This window comes from Stappia indica (assembly GCF_020177335.1).
GTDB classification, from domain to species: Bacteria; Pseudomonadota; Alphaproteobacteria; order Rhizobiales; family Stappiaceae; genus Stappia; species Stappia indica_B.
The window spans coordinates 494696-511351 of the sequence record NZ_JAIVMG010000001.1 but is presented as its reverse complement, the minus strand read 5'-3'; the positions used below and the strand labels follow the sequence as shown (position 1 = coordinate 511351).

12 protein-coding genes are annotated in these 16656 nt (G+C 64.2%); 9 read left to right on the top strand and 3 right to left on the bottom strand.

The window, feature by feature from the left end:
* Window positions 1-16 precede the first annotated feature (16 nt).
* From queA to LC062_RS02210, 3 genes are all read left to right on the top strand, one after another.
* Entirely contained in the window at window positions 17-1105 is a 1089-nt protein-coding gene (queA, locus tag LC062_RS02220; protein WP_224909384.1) for a tRNA preQ1(34) S-adenosylmethionine ribosyltransferase-isomerase QueA, read from the top strand.
* Entirely contained in the window at window positions 1102-2247 is a 1146-nt protein-coding gene (gene tgt, locus LC062_RS02215; protein WP_224909383.1) for a tRNA guanosine(34) transglycosylase Tgt, read from the top strand. Before queA ends, tgt begins: the two co-directional genes overlap by 4 nt.
* Window positions 2248-2417: 170 nt before the next feature.
* Window positions 2418-2738, top strand: coding sequence for a PilZ domain-containing protein (locus LC062_RS02210; protein WP_224909382.1), 321 nt, complete (start codon window positions 2418-2420; stop codon window positions 2736-2738).
* Window positions 2739-2766: 28 nt separating this feature from the next.
* Here LC062_RS02210 and LC062_RS02205 read toward each other — a convergent pair whose 3' ends face one another.
* The 3 genes from LC062_RS02205 to LC062_RS02195 all read right to left on the bottom strand — a co-directional run bounded on the left by LC062_RS02205 (window position 2767) and on the right by LC062_RS02195 (window position 6713).
* A complete protein-coding gene (locus tag LC062_RS02205) occupies window positions 2767-3963 on the bottom strand; it encodes a lytic murein transglycosylase (RefSeq protein ID WP_224909381.1) in 1197 nt (398 codons plus the stop codon).
* 88 nt (window positions 3964-4051) lie between these two features.
* Window positions 4052-6214 carry a putative bifunctional diguanylate cyclase/phosphodiesterase gene (locus tag LC062_RS02200; protein WP_224909380.1) on the bottom strand — a complete coding sequence of 721 codons (2163 nt, stop codon included), beginning with the start codon at window positions 6212-6214 and terminating at the stop codon, window positions 4052-4054.
* A complete protein-coding gene (locus tag LC062_RS02195; protein ID WP_224909379.1) occupies window positions 6204-6713 on the bottom strand; it encodes a hypothetical protein in 510 nt (169 codons plus the stop codon). The genes LC062_RS02200 and LC062_RS02195 overlap by 11 nt, the downstream gene beginning before the upstream one ends.
* Before the next feature lie 277 nt (window positions 6714-6990).
* Here LC062_RS02195 and LC062_RS02190 point away from each other — a divergent pair, with 277 nt between their 5' ends.
* The 6 genes from LC062_RS02190 to rpsB all read left to right on the top strand — a co-directional run bounded on the left by LC062_RS02190 (window position 6991) and on the right by rpsB (window position 16655).
* Window positions 6991-8091 (top strand): fatty acid desaturase, encoded by a 1101-nt coding sequence (locus LC062_RS02190; RefSeq protein ID WP_224909378.1) that lies wholly within the window; start codon window positions 6991-6993, stop codon window positions 8089-8091.
* 259 nt (window positions 8092-8350) lie between these two features.
* Window positions 8351-9679 (top strand): proline--tRNA ligase, encoded by a 1329-nt coding sequence (proS, locus tag LC062_RS02185; RefSeq protein WP_224909377.1) that lies wholly within the window; start codon window positions 8351-8353, stop codon window positions 9677-9679.
* 37 nt (window positions 9680-9716) lie between these two features.
* Window positions 9717-11006 (top strand): lipoprotein-releasing ABC transporter permease subunit, encoded by a 1290-nt coding sequence (locus LC062_RS02180; protein ID WP_224909376.1) that lies wholly within the window; start codon window positions 9717-9719, stop codon window positions 11004-11006.
* The gene (locus tag LC062_RS02175) at window positions 11003-11722 is read left to right on the top strand and encodes an ABC transporter ATP-binding protein (protein WP_404829664.1); all 720 of its coding nucleotides are present in this window, start codon (window positions 11003-11005) and stop codon (window positions 11720-11722) included. The genes LC062_RS02180 and LC062_RS02175 overlap by 4 nt, the downstream gene beginning before the upstream one ends.
* A gap of 430 nt (window positions 11723-12152) precedes the next feature.
* Window positions 12153-15593, top strand: a complete 3441-nt coding sequence (gene dnaE / locus LC062_RS02170) for a DNA polymerase III subunit alpha (protein WP_224909375.1) — start codon at window positions 12153-12155, stop codon at window positions 15591-15593.
* Window positions 15594-15848: 255 nt separating this feature from the next.
* The gene (gene rpsB / locus LC062_RS02165) at window positions 15849-16655 is read left to right on the top strand and encodes a 30S ribosomal protein S2 (RefSeq protein ID WP_224909374.1); all 807 of its coding nucleotides are present in this window, start codon (window positions 15849-15851) and stop codon (window positions 16653-16655) included.
* The last annotated feature ends 1 nt before the right edge of the window (window position 16656 follow it).

The window sequence follows — 16656 nt, the reverse complement described above, 5'->3', positions numbered from 1 at the left end:
AAGATCCAGAGCGGCCATGCGCGTCGACGATTTTGATTTCGAACTTCCGCCCGAGCGTATTGCCCTGCGGCCCGCCCGCCCGCGCGATGCCGCGCGGATGCTTGTGGTGCGCCCCGGCGGCCAGCCGGAACTCTCGGATGCGGGGGTGTCGGATCTTGCCGCGCTGCTCGAACCGGGCGATGCGCTGGTCTTCAACGACACGAAGGTGATTCCGGCGCAGCTTGAGGGCCGCCGCACCCGGGGCGAGGTTACAGCGCGGATCGGCGCGACCTTGCACCTGCGCGCCGGCGATGACCGGTGGTGGGCCTTCGTGCGCCCGGCCAAGAAGCTCGTGGTTGGGGATCGGGTCAATTTCGGAGATGGGGCGAACAACGCCTGTCTGCTCGGCAGCCTCGATGCGACGGTTGCGGAAAAGCGCGACAGCGGCGAGGTGTTGCTGGTGTTCGACCTTGCCGGACCGGACCTGGATGCGGCGATTGCCGCCGTCGGTCATATTCCGCTGCCGCCCTATATCGCCGCCAAGCGCGGGGAAGACGCGGCCGACAGGGCCGATTACCAGACCATCTTCGCGGACAAGGACGGCGCGGTCGCGGCCCCCACCGCCGGGCTGCATTTTACCCCCGACCTGCTTGCCTCGCTCGATGCGCGCGGCATTGAGCGGCATCTGGTGACCCTGCATGTGGGCGCTGGCACCTTTCTGCCGGTCAAGGTGGATGACACCGCCGACCACAAGATGCATGCGGAGCGGGGCGAGGTGAGCGCGGAAACCGCCGAGGCGCTGCGCCAGGTGCGGGCGCGGGGCAACAAGGTGGTGGCTGTCGGCACGACGTCCTTGCGCATTCTGGAGAGCGCTGCGGCGGGCGAGGGCGGACTTGAGGCCTTCTGCGGCGAAACCTCGATCTTCATCACCCCGGGCTACCGGTTTCGGGCCATCGATGCCCTGATGACCAACTTCCACCTGCCGCGCTCGACCCTGTTCATGCTGGTCAGCGCCTTTGCCGGGCTTGAGACCATGCATCGGACCTATGCCCATGCGATTGCCGGCGGCTACCGTTTCTATTCCTACGGCGATGCGTCGCTGCTGTTTCCCAAGGATGTTTCATGACCGATCGTTTTGCCTTCAGGTTGCTGGCGCGCGACGGCGCGGCGCGGCGCGGCGAGATCCGTACCCCGCACGGGACGGTGCAGACCCCTGCGTTCATGCCGGTCGGCACGCAAGGAACCGTCAAGGCGATGTATCCGGAACAGGTACGTGCGCTCGGCTCCGACGTGGTGCTCGGCAACACCTATCACCTGATGCTGCGGCCGACGGCGGAGCGGGTTGCGCGTCTGGGGGGCTTGCACAAGTTCATGAATTGGCCGCACACGATCCTCACCGATTCCGGCGGCTTTCAGGTGATGTCGCTGGCTCAGCTCCGCAAACTGACGGAAAATGGCGTCACCTTTCAGAGCCATGTGGACGGCAGCCGTCACGAGATGACGCCAGAGCGCTCGGTCGAGATCCAGCAACTGCTCGGCTCCGATATCCAGATGCAGCTCGATGAATGCATTGCCCTGCCGGCGGCGCGTGACGATGTGGAGCGGGCCATGCGCCTGTCGCTTCGTTGGGCGGAGCGCTCCCGGCGCAAGTTCGAGGAGATGGGCGGCCCGCAGCGGGGGCAGGCGCTCTATGGCATCGTCCAGGGCGGCGATGTGCCCGACCTCCGGGTGATCTCGGCAACCGAACTCGGCGCCATGCCTTTCGAAGGCTATTCGGTCGGCGGCCTTGCCGTCGGCGAGCCGCAGGACGTGATGTTGCGGATGCTGGAGGAAACCACCCCGGCCATGCCCCAGGACAAGCCGCGCTACCTGATGGGCGTTGGCACGCCGGAGGATATTCTGGAAAGCGTCGCGCGCGGTATCGACCAGTTCGACTGTGTGATGCCGACCCGCGCCGGTCGCCATGGCCTTGCCTATACGCGGTTCGGCAAGGTCAATCTGAAGAATGCCCGTCATGCGGAAGACCATCGTCCGCTCGACGAGGAGGCGGAGTGCCCGGCGGCCCGGGACTACAGCCGCGCCTATCTGCACCATCTGGTGAAGGCAGGGGAGGGATTGGCCGCGATGCTGCTGACCTGGAACAACCTGGCCTACTACCAGAGCCTGATGAAGGGCATTCGCGAGGCGATCGAGGCGGGACGGTTCGAGGATTTCCGCAACGAGACACGCGAAAACTGGGCGCGCGGCGATATCTCAAAGCTGGGATAAGACGGCAGCCGCCCGTCGGGCCGCCGCTTGGACTGCGCCGCGAATGCGACAAGGCGTCCCTTGCTGTTTTCGGGGCTTGAATGCTCCGGCGTTCTACTTCACGATGATGTAAAGCTCTGTGAAAACAGGTGCTTACCATGAGTTGTGTCGGTCGGGGAGTCTGAAGGTCAATGACGGCTGACAAACCAACGGTGCGCGGCGAAATCCGTGCTGTTCCGCGGGCGGATTGCTCGATTCCCGCCGTTCTGCATGACAGGGGCATGGACATCGCCTGCGTCATCGAGAACCTCAGCATTTCCGGATGCCGGGTGCGTTTGCCACGCCGGGCGTTGCTCAGCGAGAGTTTTACCTTGGAGTTCTCAGGTCGCGGAATTCGCGTTGCCGCCGAACTCGTGTGGATCAACGGCGAGGAAGCGGGATTGCGCTTCCACCACGAACGGCCGGCCGACGCCCCTTCCGGGGTGACAACCGTCGACGTGGACGCGCCGTAGACGCGGCCCGCGCGTAACTGGCCGGAGGTTAAAGGCGGTTGAGCAGGGCCTCTGTCGGCCAGCCATCCGCCGGGATGCCGAAACGGAGTTGCTCGGCCTGCACGGCGGCGCGGGTTCCGGAGCCGAGAATGCCGTCGATCTTGCCAACGTCATATCCCCGCTCGCGCAGCCGCGTCTGCAAGGCCTTCATCTGCGCATCCGAAAGTCCGGGCTCGGGGGAGCCGGCCTGATAGCGCGGCGCACCTGCGAGACGGGTTGCAAAATAGGCCGCCGTTGTCGTGTAGATGAACGACTGGTTCCACTCCAGATAGACCCGGTAGTTGGGGTAGGCGAGGAACGCCGGCCCTTTCCGCCCCTGCGGCAGCAGGAGCGCGGCGGGCAGCCGGCCCTCCGGCAGCTGGCCGGAGCGGGCGCGCACCCCCTGCGCCGCCCAGTCGCCGGTTGTCAACTCGAACTGCACGCCGCTTTTTTCCCAGGTGAGCGTGTCAGGCAGGACAACCTCTTGCAGCCAGGGCTCGCCGGCGCGCCAGCCGAGGCTCTGAATGAAACGGGCGGCGGTGAGGATGGTGTCGGGCGCGCTTTTCTTCAGGTCCACATGTCCGTTGCCGTCGCCATCGACGCCGAAGCGGATGATGTCCTGCGGCAGCATCTGCACCTGGCCGATTTCCCCGGCCCAGGCGCCCGTGGTGCGCGCGGGGTCGAGATCGCCATGTTCCACCATCCGGATGGCGGCCAGCAATTGTGGGCGAAACAGCTCGGGCCGCCGACAGTCATGGGCAAGGGTCGCCAAAGCACTGACCGTGTTGAAGTCGCCCTGAACCGCGCCGTAGTCGGTCTCCAGCCCCCAGAATGCGGTGATCACCGGCCCCGGCACCCCGTAGTCCCGTTCGGCACGGGCAAAAACCTTGGCGTATTTCGACAGATTGCCGGCGCCGTGCTTCAGCCGGTAGCCGCTGACCGCCCGTTTGGAAAAGGTGAGGAAGGTCTGCTTGAACACCCCTTGCGCGCGATCGCGCGCCAGCACCTTGCGGTCGATCCGCGCATTGGCCAGCGTTCGCGAGATGGCGGCATCGGACAGGCCCTCGGCCCGCGCGTCGCGGCGCACGCCATCGAGGAAGGATCCGAAATCGCCGCCGCAGGGGGCGCCGGCCGCGTTGGCGGTCGGGGGGGCGGCGAGGAAAGCCGCAAGGCAGGCGGACGCGAGGGTCAGGGGCATGCGGATCATCGGGCGCTCCGGCGATTCGTGGCTGTGTGGGCTGTATGATCGCGGATCGCGGCGCCGATGAACAGGGGCGTTGCCGGCGGAAGGGCCTTCAAGAGGAAGCTTGCCGCGTCGCCTTGTCATCGCGCAGATAGATCTCCGCCGTTGCCCGTGGCATCGGCGCGCCGAAGCGGTATCCCTGACCGAAATGGCAGCCGCGCTGGCGCATATAGCGTTCCTGAGCCTCCGTCTCGATGCCTTCCGCAACCACGTCGGCGCCGAGGCCGTTGGCGATCGACAGGAAGCCCTCGATGATGACTTCGGAGGAGCGGTCCTTGCCGATTCCCGCGACAAACTCGGTGTCGATCTTCATCTCGTGGAAGGTGAACTGGCGCAGATGCTGGAACGAACCGTAGCCGGTGCCGAAATCATCCATGGAGATACGAACCCCCATGGCCGCAAGCGTTTCCACGTTCTGACGGATCATCTCGGCCGCTCGGGCAATGAAAACGTCTTCGGTGATCTCCAGGGTGATCAGGGGCGCCAGATGCGGCATGCTTTCGATCAGCCGGCACAGATCGTCGAGCCCGCTGTGGCTGGCAAGGGTCGCTTCCTCGATGTTGATCGCGACGCCGCCGGGGGCGAGACCCTGTTTCAGGAAACCATCGAGGTCGGCAAGGACCTGGGTGGTGATGGCTCCCGTGAAGTCGCCCTGAAGGCCGAAGCGGCTGATTCGGGGAAGGAAATCCTCCGGTGTCAGAACGCCCCGTGTCGGGTGGTGCCAGCGGGCCAGCGCCTCGAACCCTGCATGGGTCTTGCTCCGCAGGTCGATCTTCGGCTGGTAGTAGGGCACGAAGGCGCCGCTGCGCAGGGCCTCTTCCAGTTCCTCCCGGTCATGCACCCCGACCCGCTCCGGTGTCGTGTTCCGGGTGAAGACCGAAAAGGAGGGGCGCTTGTCCTGCTTGGCTGCGTACATGGCCTGATCCGCAGCCGCCATCAGCGCTTCTCCGTCTCCGTCGATGTCGTTCAGCCGCACGGCGCCGATACTGGCTCCGACACGCAGGACCTTGCCGTCATGATCAATCGGGTCGCGGGTGGCATCGAGAAACCGTGTGGCGATCGACGCCGCGTCGAGCGGGCGGTCATCCGAGGTAATGGCGATGCCGAACTCGTCACCGCCGATCCGCGCGACCATGTCGCCGGGGCGCGCCAGCAGCGAAAAGCGCCGCGCCAATTCCTTCAGCACTGCGTCCCCGGCCTCGTGGCCGTAGGTGTCGTTGATCGGCTTGAAACTGTCCAGGTCGATCAAGAGGCAGATCAGATTGTCTTTTTCCCTGTGCGGCGCACGGATCACCTCTTCCAGGAGCAGGTCTAAGGCCTTGCGATTGGCGAGGCCGGTCAGGCCGTCATGCAGGGCCAAATACTCCAGCTTTACCCGTTTTTCCTCGCGCTCCTCCTCCAGTCTCCGATTCTCGATCAGCACCCGCTGAAGCTCTCGAACCGAGAGGGAAATGCTGCCGATCTCGTCCGAGCGCTCGGTGTAGGGCACCTCTCCCTTGAGCTTGCCGTGAAGCAGCCGGTTGATGGTTTGCACCAGTTCCCGGATCGGGCGGATGATCGCTCGGGAGGCGAGATAGCTGGCAACGACGGCGAGGGAGCCGGCGAGAAGCGATTGCCAGATGAACTTGCGTGCCAGTTCCCGCGCGTCGCGGCTGGCGCGGTTGGCCTTTTGCCGGAAATGCTGAGACGCATTGGCTGCGGCCTCTTGCGCCAGCGATTCCACCCGGCTGAAGATGGTATCTCCGCCGCGCGCGGCAACCGCGCCAAGCGTGGCATTGCGCAGAATGAGCAGCATCACCTGCGAGGTGTTGTCCCGGTAAGCGTTGAAGGCATCGCGCAATCGGTCTGTGCCCGCCACGCCGGCGGCTTCCAGCATCTGGATGCCGCCATCGGCTTGCCTGAGCGCCTCGTGGATGGACTTGAGGGTTCGTTCCAACTCAGCGCCCTTGACGCCGATCTGGCTCCAGACCGAGAGCCGGTACAGATGGGCGTCGATCCGTGCAAGGGACTGCGGTATCTCATAGGCATGGGCCAGGACCGGGGCGAACTCCTCGTAGCCGGCGGTAAGGACCGCGCGCTGGGTCTTGAGCGTCTGCCAGCCGTGGACGGACAGGAGCGCCAGGAAGCCGAGCGTCGCCAGCGGGGCGGCCATCACCTTCAGGAGAATGGGCCAATTGGCCAGTCTGATGCGTTGTATCAAGGCGTCAGTAGTCATCTTGGAAGGCGCCGGCACAGAGGATGCGTTTCCCGTCATCCAGAAAGAAGCAGGTATGAAGGCCGCGGGCCGAGCGCCCGGTCTCAGGATGAAGGAACAGCAGCGAGAACACCGTTTCACCGGTGCCATCCGCCGATTGTTTCGCGAGCGCGGCCCAAAAGCGACCTTCGATGTCCGTTATGTTGTTGACATTGGTTCCAACCATATCCGGATGCCCGGCGTCGAACCAGCTCAGACCATCGGTGGTTACTCCCCATAGATGCAGGCCATTGGCCTTTCGTTTCCAGGGAGCTGTACCGAAGTCCGCCAGCGCGGCTTCCAGACCGACCGCCCGAACATGCCGACGGGCCAAGGCGGCCAGGCCCGTTACGTCTCGCTGAAGTGCCTCAAGGTCCGATCCGGCCGCGCGGGCGTGCAAGCTCGTCACCTTCGCGTCCAGACTCTGGGCGGGCGGTGGGTAAAGCATCAACGCAACCAAGGATGGAATTAAGACCCTCATTGAACGCTCCAGTATTTAATAATATTGTTATCTTATTATGTGAAGGAAGATTTAAGAAGCTATTGGATTTGAAAATGTACAAGTTTATTCTATTCGTATTTTTCTAAAAATTTAATCATGAAATGGCGGGGATATTCTTTGTCTTCCAGATGCGGCCTGTCCCTGCATTGCAGCGCCCAAGGAGGGGGGCGGCAGGGGGCACTCTGTCGGTCCTTGGTGCTTTTCTGCCGATGCGGCATCGACTAGTCTGCGGCGACCCTTGAAACGGATGTCTTGCATGGCTGATCGGTTGGAACTGAATGCGGAGGAAACTGCGGCCTCCCGCCGGGATGGAATATCGCCGCAGTCGCGGCGCCACCTGCAGATGCGCAAGGACGCTCTGGCTGCTCATCCGCAGCTGCGGGCGCTGGCCGGCCCGGACTGGCGAACCGTCCTCGCTCTGCCGGTGCTTCTTGGCTTGCATTGGTCGGTCGCCGCGGCCGTTTCGCAAAGCAATTTGCTGGTTGTCTTTCTTGCTGCCTTTCTTGTCGGTCAGTTCGTGATCCATGCGGCCGGCGCCCTGGTGCATGAGACCGCGCACCGGCTGATCTTTCGCGGGGAGAGGGCCAAGCTTGCCTTCGATCTCGGATTGGAGACGATTCTCGGCTCCTTTGCCAGGCAGCTGACCTACCAGCACGAGCATCTGTCGAGCCATCACCCGTATATCGGCGACTATGAGCGCGACTATGAGCATGAGGATCTTTGCGCCTTCAAGGCGCGGGAGATGCTGATCGAGGGGCGGCCCCGATTGCAGCGCGTGCTGACCATAGCCACGCTGGTCGTTCATCTGTTGCCGTTCGGTTTCATCATCAGCGACGAGATCTTTCCCCGGCTTTATCAATGCCTGACCGGGCGGGCGGCGAAGGATTGGCAGCGGCACATCCAGGCAACCTCGGCGCCAGTCTGGCAGAAGCGCCTGTTCATTGGCTGGTCACTGGCGGTGAATGCCCTGCTGTTCTGGCTGTTCGGCTTTTATGGCTGGCTCTACCACAACTGGGCGCTGTCGATCTTCCTCGGCAAATGCGGCATCAGCAATCTGGGGCAGTCGTTGAGCGAGCATCCCGGCGACAATGATCAGGCGCCGACCCGCTCCACCTATGGCTGGATCAACCGGTTTCTGTTCAACACCGGCTATCACAACGAGCATCACACCTTCCCCAATGTGGCGTGGAGCCGCCTGCCGCATCTGACCGCCGAGGCGCCGGAGGTGTTCAACAGCCGGGCGGAGCGCTCCTATCTTGGTTATTGGTGGGCGCATGTTCGGGGTGACTTCCTCACCTCCCGCCGCAACCCGTTGCAGCGGCAGGACCAGAGCGTGCGCTGCCCGCGGGCCAGTTGACTGGCGTCTTGCCCGCGAGGCGGCGGACGGTCCGCGCGCCATTGGTCGCGAGAGCCTTTCCTGCCAGCGCCTTTCCTGCCAGCGCTTTTCCGGAATGCTGCCGAAAGCCGGGGTCACCATGGGGTACATGCGTGGCGGGGCTTGTGTTTTTGGGGCTGATGCGCTTTGACTGCCGAAGCCTGAGATTCCCCGCGCGGGGAATCCGCGCCGGCCAAGACCCCGCCGCTTTCTCCCGCGCGCCAACCGAGTGACGCCCCCTATGCATCTGTCCCGCTACTTCCTCCCCATTCTCAAGGAAACGCCGAAAGAGGCGGAGATCGTGTCGCACCGGCTGATGCTGCGCGCCGGCATGATCCGTCAGGAAACGGCGGGTATCTATGCGTGGTTGCCGATGGGGCTCAGGGTCTTGCGCAAGATCGAGCAGATCGTGCGCGAGGAGCAGAACCGGGCCGGGGCGCAGGAACTCTTGATGCCGACGGTGCAGCCTGCCGACCTGTGGCGCGAGAGCGGGCGCTACGATGCCTATGGCAAGGAGATGCTGCGCATCACCGACCGCCACGAGCGCGAGATGCTGTTCGGCCCGACCAACGAGGAGATGGTCACCGACATCTTCCGTGCGTCGGTGAAGAGCTACCGCGACCTGCCGCTCAATCTCTATCACATCCAGTGGAAGTTCCGCGACGAGGTGCGGCCGCGCTTCGGCGTGATGCGCGGCCGCGAGTTCCTGATGAAGGATGCCTATTCCTTCGACCTGGACAAGGAAAGCGCGCGCCACGCCTACAACCGCATGTTCGTCGCCTATCTTCGCACCTTCGCCCGCATGGGGCTGAAGGCGATCCCGATGCGCGCCGATACGGGCCCGATCGGCGGCGACATGAGCCACGAGTTCATTATTCTCGCCTCCACCGGCGAGAGCGAGGTTTTCTGCGACAAGGCGATCCTTGACCTGCCGATTCCCGGTGAGGACACGGACTTCACCGCCGACCTGAGCCCGGTCATCACCGACTGGACGACGCCTTATGCCGCCACCGACGAAATGCATGACGCTGCCGCCTTCGAGGCGGTTCCGGAAGCGGAGCGCATGTCCGCGCGCGGCATCGAGGTTGGTCATATCTTCTATTTCGGCACCAAGTATTCCGAGCCGATGAATGCAAAGGTGACCGGCCCGGACGGGGCCGAGGTGCCGGTGCACATGGGCTCCTATGGTGTCGGCGTGTCCCGCCTGCTCGGTGCGATCATCGAGGCGCATCACGACGACGATGGCATCGTCTGGCCGGCGTCGGTCGCGCCGTTCCATGTGGGCATCATCAATCTGAAGCCGGGCGATGCGGCCACGGATGCGGCCTGCGCCGATCTCGACGCCCAGTTGACGAAAGCCGGTCTCGACGTGCTTGTCGACGATGTCGACAGTCGGGCCGGTGCGAAGTTCGCGACCATGGATCTGATCGGCCTGCCGTATCAGCTGATCGTCGGCCCGCGCGGGCTGAAGGACGGTGTGGTTGAGGTGAAGGCGCGGGCAAGCGGCGAGCGCGCCACGCTTTCGCCGCAAGAAGCGGTCAATCGCTTGATTGGCGAGCTGTCCTCCTGAGACGGGCCGTTCGCCCCATGCAAGGCAAGAGACAGGTATGAAAATAGGCGTCAAAGCTTCCCGATCATCCGGTGATACGCGCATGTTCGCCGGGTTCGAATGGATGCTTGCCGGGCGCTACCTGCGCTCGCGCCGGCGGGAAACCTTCATTTCGGTGATCGCGGGGTTCTCCTTTCTTGGCATCATGCTGGGGGTTGCGACCCTGATCATCGTCATGGCGGTGATGAACGGCTTCCGCGGCGAGCTTCTGTCCAAGATCCTCGGCATCAACGGTCATCTGCTGGTGCAGCCGATCGGCAGCGAGCTTGACGACTATGACGCGGTGGCCGCGCGCCTGGAAAACCTCGACGGCATCACCTTCACCTTGCCGTTCGTGGAGGGGCAGACGCTGGTCTCCGGTCCCTCGGGCGCGTTTGGTGCTCTGGTGCGCGGTGTGCGCGAGGGCGACCTGATGCGCCAGCCGCTGGTCGCCAACACGGTCGTGACCGGAACGCTCGACAAGTTCGACGAGGGAACCGGCATCGCCATCGGCACACGGATGGCCCAGCAGCTTGGCGTCAATGTCGGGGATACGGTGACGCTGGTCAGTCCGCGCGGCAATGTCACGCCGATGGGCGTCACCCCCCGAGTGAAGGGCTATCCGGTGGTTGCCGTGTTTGAAATCGGCATGTCCGAGTATGACGGCACCATCGCCTTCATGCCGCTGGCCGAGGCGCAGCGCTACTTCAACCAGGAAGGCATCGTTACCGGCATCGAGGTGTTCACCGAGAACCCCGACGACGTCGGCCGGTTGAAGCCGCTGGTGGAGGAGGGGGCCGGGCGGCCGACCTATGTCACCGACTGGCGCACACGCAATGTCACGTTCTTTTCCGCCCTTGAGGTGGAGCGCAACGTGATGTTCCTGATCCTGATGCTGATCGTCATCGTCGCCGCACTCAACATCATTTCCGGCATGACCATGCTGGTGAAGGACAAGGGCCGGGATATCGCCATCCTGCGCACCATGGGGGCAACCCGTGGCGCGGTGTTGCGGGTCTTCGTCATCACCGGGGCCAGCATCGGCGTGGTCGGCACGTTGGCCGGGTTCATCCTCGGCTTTGTCGTCTGTCTCAACATCGAGCCGATCCGTCAGGGCATCTCCTGGCTGACGCGAACCGAACTGTTCTCGCCGGAGCTTTACTTCCTGAGCCGTCTGCCGGCGGATATGGACAGTGGCGAGACCGCCACCGTGGTCATCATGGCCATGGTCCTGTCGCTGCTGGCGACGCTCTATCCGGCCTGGCGCGCGGCCCGGCTCGATCCGGTCGAGGCGCTGCGATACGAATGACGATGATGGATCACGCGACGACCATGGCCGGAGAGAACGCACCGCTGCCCCTGATGCTGGCAGGCATCAGCCGGGGCTTTCGCGAGGGGGCCGGACGGCTCGATATCCTCAGCAATGCCAATCTCGCGCTTCATCCGGGAGAGTTGGTGGCATTGGTGGCCCCGTCCGGGGCCGGCAAGTCGACGCTGCTGCATATCGCCGGTCTGCTGGAACGTCCCGACGAAGGTGAGATCTACATCGACGGTGTGCCCTGCGGCAGCATGGACGATGCGGAGCGCACGCGGATGCGCCGCACCCGGCTCGGCTTCGTCTATCAGTTCCATCATCTCCTGCCGGAGTTCACCGCGCTGGAAAACCTGATGATGCCGCAGCTCATTCGCGGTCTCGACAAGGCCGAGGCTCGGGCGCGGGCGCGGCAGCTTCTCGACTACATGCGGCTCGGGCCGCGCGCCGATCATCGCCCCTCGGAACTGTCGGGCGGTGAACAGCAACGGGTGGCCATTGCCCGTGCGGTCGCCAATGCGCCGCGTATTCTCTTGGCCGACGAGCCAACCGGGAACCTCGATCCGGTGACCTCTGCCTATGTGTTCGATGCCCTGGTGGCGCTGGTGCGCGCGTCGGGGCTGGCGGCGCTGATCGCCACGCACAATCTCGACCTGGCGTCGAAGATGGACCGGCGGATCACCTTGAGGGACCGCCAGGTCGTCGAGATCTGATCGTCCCGAGGCGTCGGCGCCTCAGGATACGCTTCACCCTTTGCTAACCTTGATGGTTTTTCCCGGAAGGGTGGGGTTGCATAAAGAACAAAACGAGAACATGATGGACGCATCAGGCTCGATCAACGGGGGAATGTCATGTTTCATCTGGTGCGCGAAACGGTTAGGGATCTGGTGGCGCTCGGCTCGCTGTCGCTGTTCGGCATGACGATGCTGCTGTGGAGCGATGCAATCGCCGAGGTTTTGCGCCCCTGAGGATCGGTGGATGGGCAGCGGGTCGCTGCCGACACGGATGGGTGGGGGATAAACCAGGTTTGTCTGGGGACCGCGCGCCGTGGGTTGCTCGACAGCGGGGGGGCAACGTCGGAAACTTGGCCGAAAGGCGGTTTGGCCGTGTTGGGTCGCCGCTTCAATGACAAGAGACGGTTCAATGGAACAGCCCGGCTTCATTCACCTGCGCGTGCATTCGGCCTTTTCGCTGCTGGAAGGGGCGCTGCCACTGGGGCGGCTCATCGACCTGGCGAAAAAGGATGCCCAGCCGGCGCTGGCGATCACCGACACAGCCAATCTGTTCGGCGCGCTGGAATTTTCCGAAAAGGCCTGGGGATCGGGCATTCAGCCGATCATCGGTGTTCAGATTCCCGTCGACTGCGAGGATGGCGGCGTCAAGCGCGGCCGGGAGACGCTGCGGCTTGGCGAGGTGGTTCTGCTTGCCGCTGATGCCGCCGGCTATGCCAACCTGATGGACATCGTCAGCCGGGCCTATCTCGATACGGATCCGGAGATCGCCGCGCATGTTGGGCTTGCCCGTCTTTGCGAGAAATCCGAGGGCGTGATCCTGCTGACTGGCGGGGCCGGCGGTCCCCTGGGGCAGGCGGTGCTTGCCGGTGATGACGACAGGGCACGCAGCCGTCTCGACACAATGAAGGCCGCGTTCGGCGACCGGCTCTACATCGAGATCCAGCGCCATGGCATGGCCGATGAGGTCGCCAGCGAGGCCGGGTTGCTGGCGCTGGCCTATGCGGCACAGGTGCCGCTGGTCGCCACCAACGAGGCGTTCTTCCCCGCGCGCGACGATTATGAAGCCCATGACGCGCTGATCTGTATCTCGGAAGGTCGGGTGATTGATGAGGACGACCGTCGCCGCCTGACGCCCGAGCATTACTTCAAGACCCGCGCGGAAATGGTAGAGCTGTTCGCCGACCTGCCGGAGGCGGTGGCCAACACGGTGGAGATCGCCCGGCGCTGCCACGCCCGTCCGTTGAAGCACCCGCCGATCCTGCCGCAATTCGCCGGTGCGAACGCCGACCCGGACGCGGCCTTTGCCGCGGAGGTGGCTGAGCTTGTGCGGCAGGCCCGCGAGGGATTGACCGCACGGCTGAAGGCGCATGGTCTTGCGCCGGGAACCGAGGAGGAGGAGTACTGGAAACGGCTCGACTATGAGCTCGGTATCATCGAGAGCATGCGCTTTCCGGGCTACTTTCTGATCGTTGCCGACTTCATCAAATGGGGCAAGGCGCACAATATTCCGGTGGGGCCGGGACGTGGATCGGGTGCAGGCTCGCTCGTTGCATGGTCGTTGACCATTACCGATCTGGATCCAATGCGTTATGCACTACTGTTCGAGCGGTTTCTGAATCCCGAACGCGTGTCCATGCCGGACTTCGACATCGACTTCTGCCAGAACCGGCGCGAGGAGGTGATCCGCTACGTGCAGGGCAAATACGGCCGCGAGCAGGTTGCCCAGATCATCACCTTCGGAACGCTTCAGGCCCGCGCCGTGCTGCGTGACGTTGGCCGTGTGTTGCAGATGCCCTATGGCCAGATCGACCGGCTGTCGAAGATGGTGCCGGCGGCGCCGGGGCAGCAGGTGACGCTGGAAGAGGCGATCCGCGACGAGCCGCGCCTTCAGGAGGCGCAGCGCGAGGAGGAGAGCGTCGCGCGGCTTCTGGCGATGGCGCAGAAGCTGGAGGGGCTCTACCGCCACGCGTCCACCCACGCCGCCGGTGTCGTCATCGGCGACCGGCCGCTTGAGCAACTGGTGCCGCTCTATCGCGATCCGCGCTCCGACATGCCGGTTGCCCAGTTCAACATGAAATGGGTCGAGCAGGCCGGGTTGGTGAAGTTCGACTTTCTCGGCCTGAAGACGCTGACCGTGATCGACACGGCAGTGAAACTGATCGAACTGCGCGGCATAAGCGTCGACATGGCCAGTTTGCCGATGGACGACCCGGCGACCTACCGGCTGCTCGCCGCTGGCGAGACGGTGGGCGTGTTCCAGCTTGAAAGTCAGGGCATGCGCCGGGCCATCGCCGGCATGAAGCCGGACCGGTTCGAGGACATCATCGCCCTGGTGGCGCTCTACCGTCCCGGCCCGATGGACAACATCCCGGTCTATAACGCCGTCAAACACGGCGAGCAGGAAGCCGACTACCTGCACCCGCTGCTGGAAACCATCCTGAAGGAGACCAACGGCATCATCGTCTACCAGGAGCAGGTGATGCAGATCGCCCAGGTCCTGTCCGGCTACTCGCTCGGCGAAGCCGACCTTCTCCGCCGTGCGATGGGCAAGAAGATTGCCGCGGAAATGGAAGTGCAGCGCGCCCGCTTTGTCGATGGCGCGGTGGAGCGCGGCGTCGACAAGGGGCAGGCCGGCACGATCTTCGACCTGGTGGCGAAGTTTGCCAACTACGGTTTCAACAAGTCGCACGCGGCCGCTTATGCGCTGGTGTCCTATCATACCGCCTGGCTGAAGGCGAACCACCCGGTCGAGTTCATGGCCGCCTCCATGACCCTCGATCTGGGCAACACCGACAAGCTCAGCGACTTCTGTCAGGAAGCCAAGCGCATGGGCATCAAGGTGCTGGCGCCGTCGGTCAACCGCTCCGGGGTTCACTTCACGGTCGAGGACGGCAAGATCCGCTACGCCATGGGCGCGATCAAGGGTGTCGGCGAGCAGGCGGTGGAGCATATCATCGAGGCGCGCGGCGACCGGCCGTTCCGGGATCTTGGCGATTTCGCCAGCCGCGTCTGCGCCCGCCAGATCAACAAGCGCACGTTGGAAAACCTGATCAATGCGGGCGCCTTCGATGAGCTGGAGCCGAATCGGGCGCGGCTGTGCGAGGGGATCGACCGGATCGTCGGGGTGGCGCAGCGCACCGATGAGGATGCGGCCAGCGGCCAGAACGACATGTTCGGCGGCGGCGAGGCCGGCGAGGAGGTGCATCTGCCCGACACCGGCAATTGGCTTCCCGAGGAGCAGTTACAGCGGGAGCAGGCGGCGATCGGCTTTTATCTGTCGGCCCATCCGCTCGATTCGTACCGGCCGTTGATGGAGCGGATGCGGGTGCAGCTCTGGAGCGATTTCGCCGTGTCGGTGAAGCAAGGCGCGACAGCCGGACGTCTTGCCGGCACCGTGCTGGCACGGCAGGAACGCAAGACCCGCAGCGGCAACCGTATGGGGATCGTTCGTCTGTCCGACCCCAGCGGGCAATATGAGGCGCTGCTCTTTTCCGAAACCCTGCATCAGTACCGCGATGCGGTGGAGCCGGGGAAATCGGTGATCCTGATCGTCGGTGCGGACATGCGGGACGATGAACCCAGCCTGCGGATCCAGTCGGTGCGGCCGCTGGAGGAGGCGGCCGAGCGGGTGCAGCGAAACCTGACGGTGTTCCTGCGCGATCCGGCGGCGGCGCGGCGCCTGCCGCGTCACCTGTCCGAACGCGGCGACGGCGAGGTCAGCGTGGTGGTGATGCTGGACAATGGCGCCCGCGAGGTCGAGGTTCGCCTTCCGGGGGGGTATCGGCTGACGCCGCAGATCGCCGGGGCGCTGAAGACGATTCCCGGCGTCGTCGAGGTGACGATGGCCTGACGCCGCGCCCCCTTGAGCGGGCGAGGCAGGAAGTGGGCCGGCGCGGTCGATCCATGCCGATCAACAATAAAAAAGCGTCAAAAACGCGGGCGAAGGGCAGGGCGGGCTTGAATTGCCGGGGCGCGGCGATTATAACGCGCGCATTCCACACGCAGGGTTGGTTTTCGTCGAGAAACGGGGTCCATCCGGTGCCGGCACGTGAGTGTCGCCACGCCCTGCGGAGGTTTAACCGGAAAATCAAGGAGTTGCACGGCCATGGCCCTGCCCGATTTCACGATGCGTCAGTTGTTGGAGGCCGGTGTTCACTTCGGTCACCAGAAGCACCGTTGGAACCCGAAGATGGGTTCGTACATCTTTGGTGTGCGCAACAACATCCACATCATCGACCTTGCCCAGACCGTTCCGCTGATGCACCAGGCGCTGAAGGCCGTGTCCGACACGGTTGCCGCCGGCGGTCGCGTGCTGCTGGTCGGCACCAAGCGTCAGGCTCAGGAGCCTGTCGCCGAGGGCGCTCGTCGCTCGGCCCAGTACCACGTCAATGCCCGCTGGCTCGGCGGCATGCTGACCAACTGGAAGACCATTTCCCAGTCGATCCAGCGCCTGCGCAAGCTTGAGTCCACCCTGTCCAACGAAGGTGGCGGGCTGACCAAGAAAGAGCGTCTGTTCATGGACCGCGAGCGCGAGAAGCTGGAGCGGAACCTGGGCGGTATCAAGGACATGGGTGGTCTGCCGGACCTGCTGTTCGTGATCGACACCAACCGCGAGGCCATCGCGATCCAGGAAGCCAAGCGTCTTGGCATTCCGGTTGCTGCTATCGTCGACAGCAACTGCGATCCGGACGGCATCGACTTCCCGGTTCCGGGTAACGACGACGCCGGTCGGGCGATCACCCTTTACTGCGATCTCATCGCTCGCGCCGCGATCGACGGTATCTCCCGCGCCCAGGGTGGCATGGGTCTTGATATCGGTGCGGCCGAAGAGGCGCCGATCGAGCCTGCTCTGGACGCCGAGCCGGCAGCGGAAGTTGCTGCGGACGATGCGTCGCAGGTCCAGGCCGGCTGAT

Coding starts and splice junctions, on each gene's coding strand:
- LC062_RS02210 (WP_224909382.1), top strand. CDS start 2,418: ATGACGGCTGACAAACCAACGGTGCGCGGCGAAATCCGTGCTGTTCCG.
- tgt (WP_224909383.1), top strand. CDS start 1,102: ATGACCGATCGTTTTGCCTTCAGGTTGCTGGCGCGCGACGGCGCGGCG.
- LC062_RS02190 (WP_224909378.1), top strand. CDS start 6,991: ATGGCTGATCGGTTGGAACTGAATGCGGAGGAAACTGCGGCCTCCCGC.
- queA (WP_224909384.1), top strand. CDS start 17: ATGCGCGTCGACGATTTTGATTTCGAACTTCCGCCCGAGCGTATTGCC.
- LC062_RS02200 (WP_224909380.1), bottom strand. CDS start 6,214: ATGACTACTGACGCCTTGATACAACGCATCAGACTGGCCAATTGGCCC.
- rpsB (WP_224909374.1), top strand. CDS start 15,849: ATGGCCCTGCCCGATTTCACGATGCGTCAGTTGTTGGAGGCCGGTGTT.
- LC062_RS02180 (WP_224909376.1), top strand. CDS start 9,717: ATGAAAATAGGCGTCAAAGCTTCCCGATCATCCGGTGATACGCGCATG.
- LC062_RS02195 (WP_224909379.1), bottom strand. CDS start 6,713: ATGAGGGTCTTAATTCCATCCTTGGTTGCGTTGATGCTTTACCCACCG.
- LC062_RS02175 (WP_404829664.1), top strand. CDS start 11,003: ATGACGATGATGGATCACGCGACGACCATGGCCGGAGAGAACGCACCG.
- proS (WP_224909377.1), top strand. CDS start 8,351: ATGCATCTGTCCCGCTACTTCCTCCCCATTCTCAAGGAAACGCCGAAA.
- LC062_RS02205 (WP_224909381.1), bottom strand. CDS start 3,963: ATGATCCGCATGCCCCTGACCCTCGCGTCCGCCTGCCTTGCGGCTTTC.
- dnaE (WP_224909375.1), top strand. CDS start 12,153: ATGGAACAGCCCGGCTTCATTCACCTGCGCGTGCATTCGGCCTTTTCG.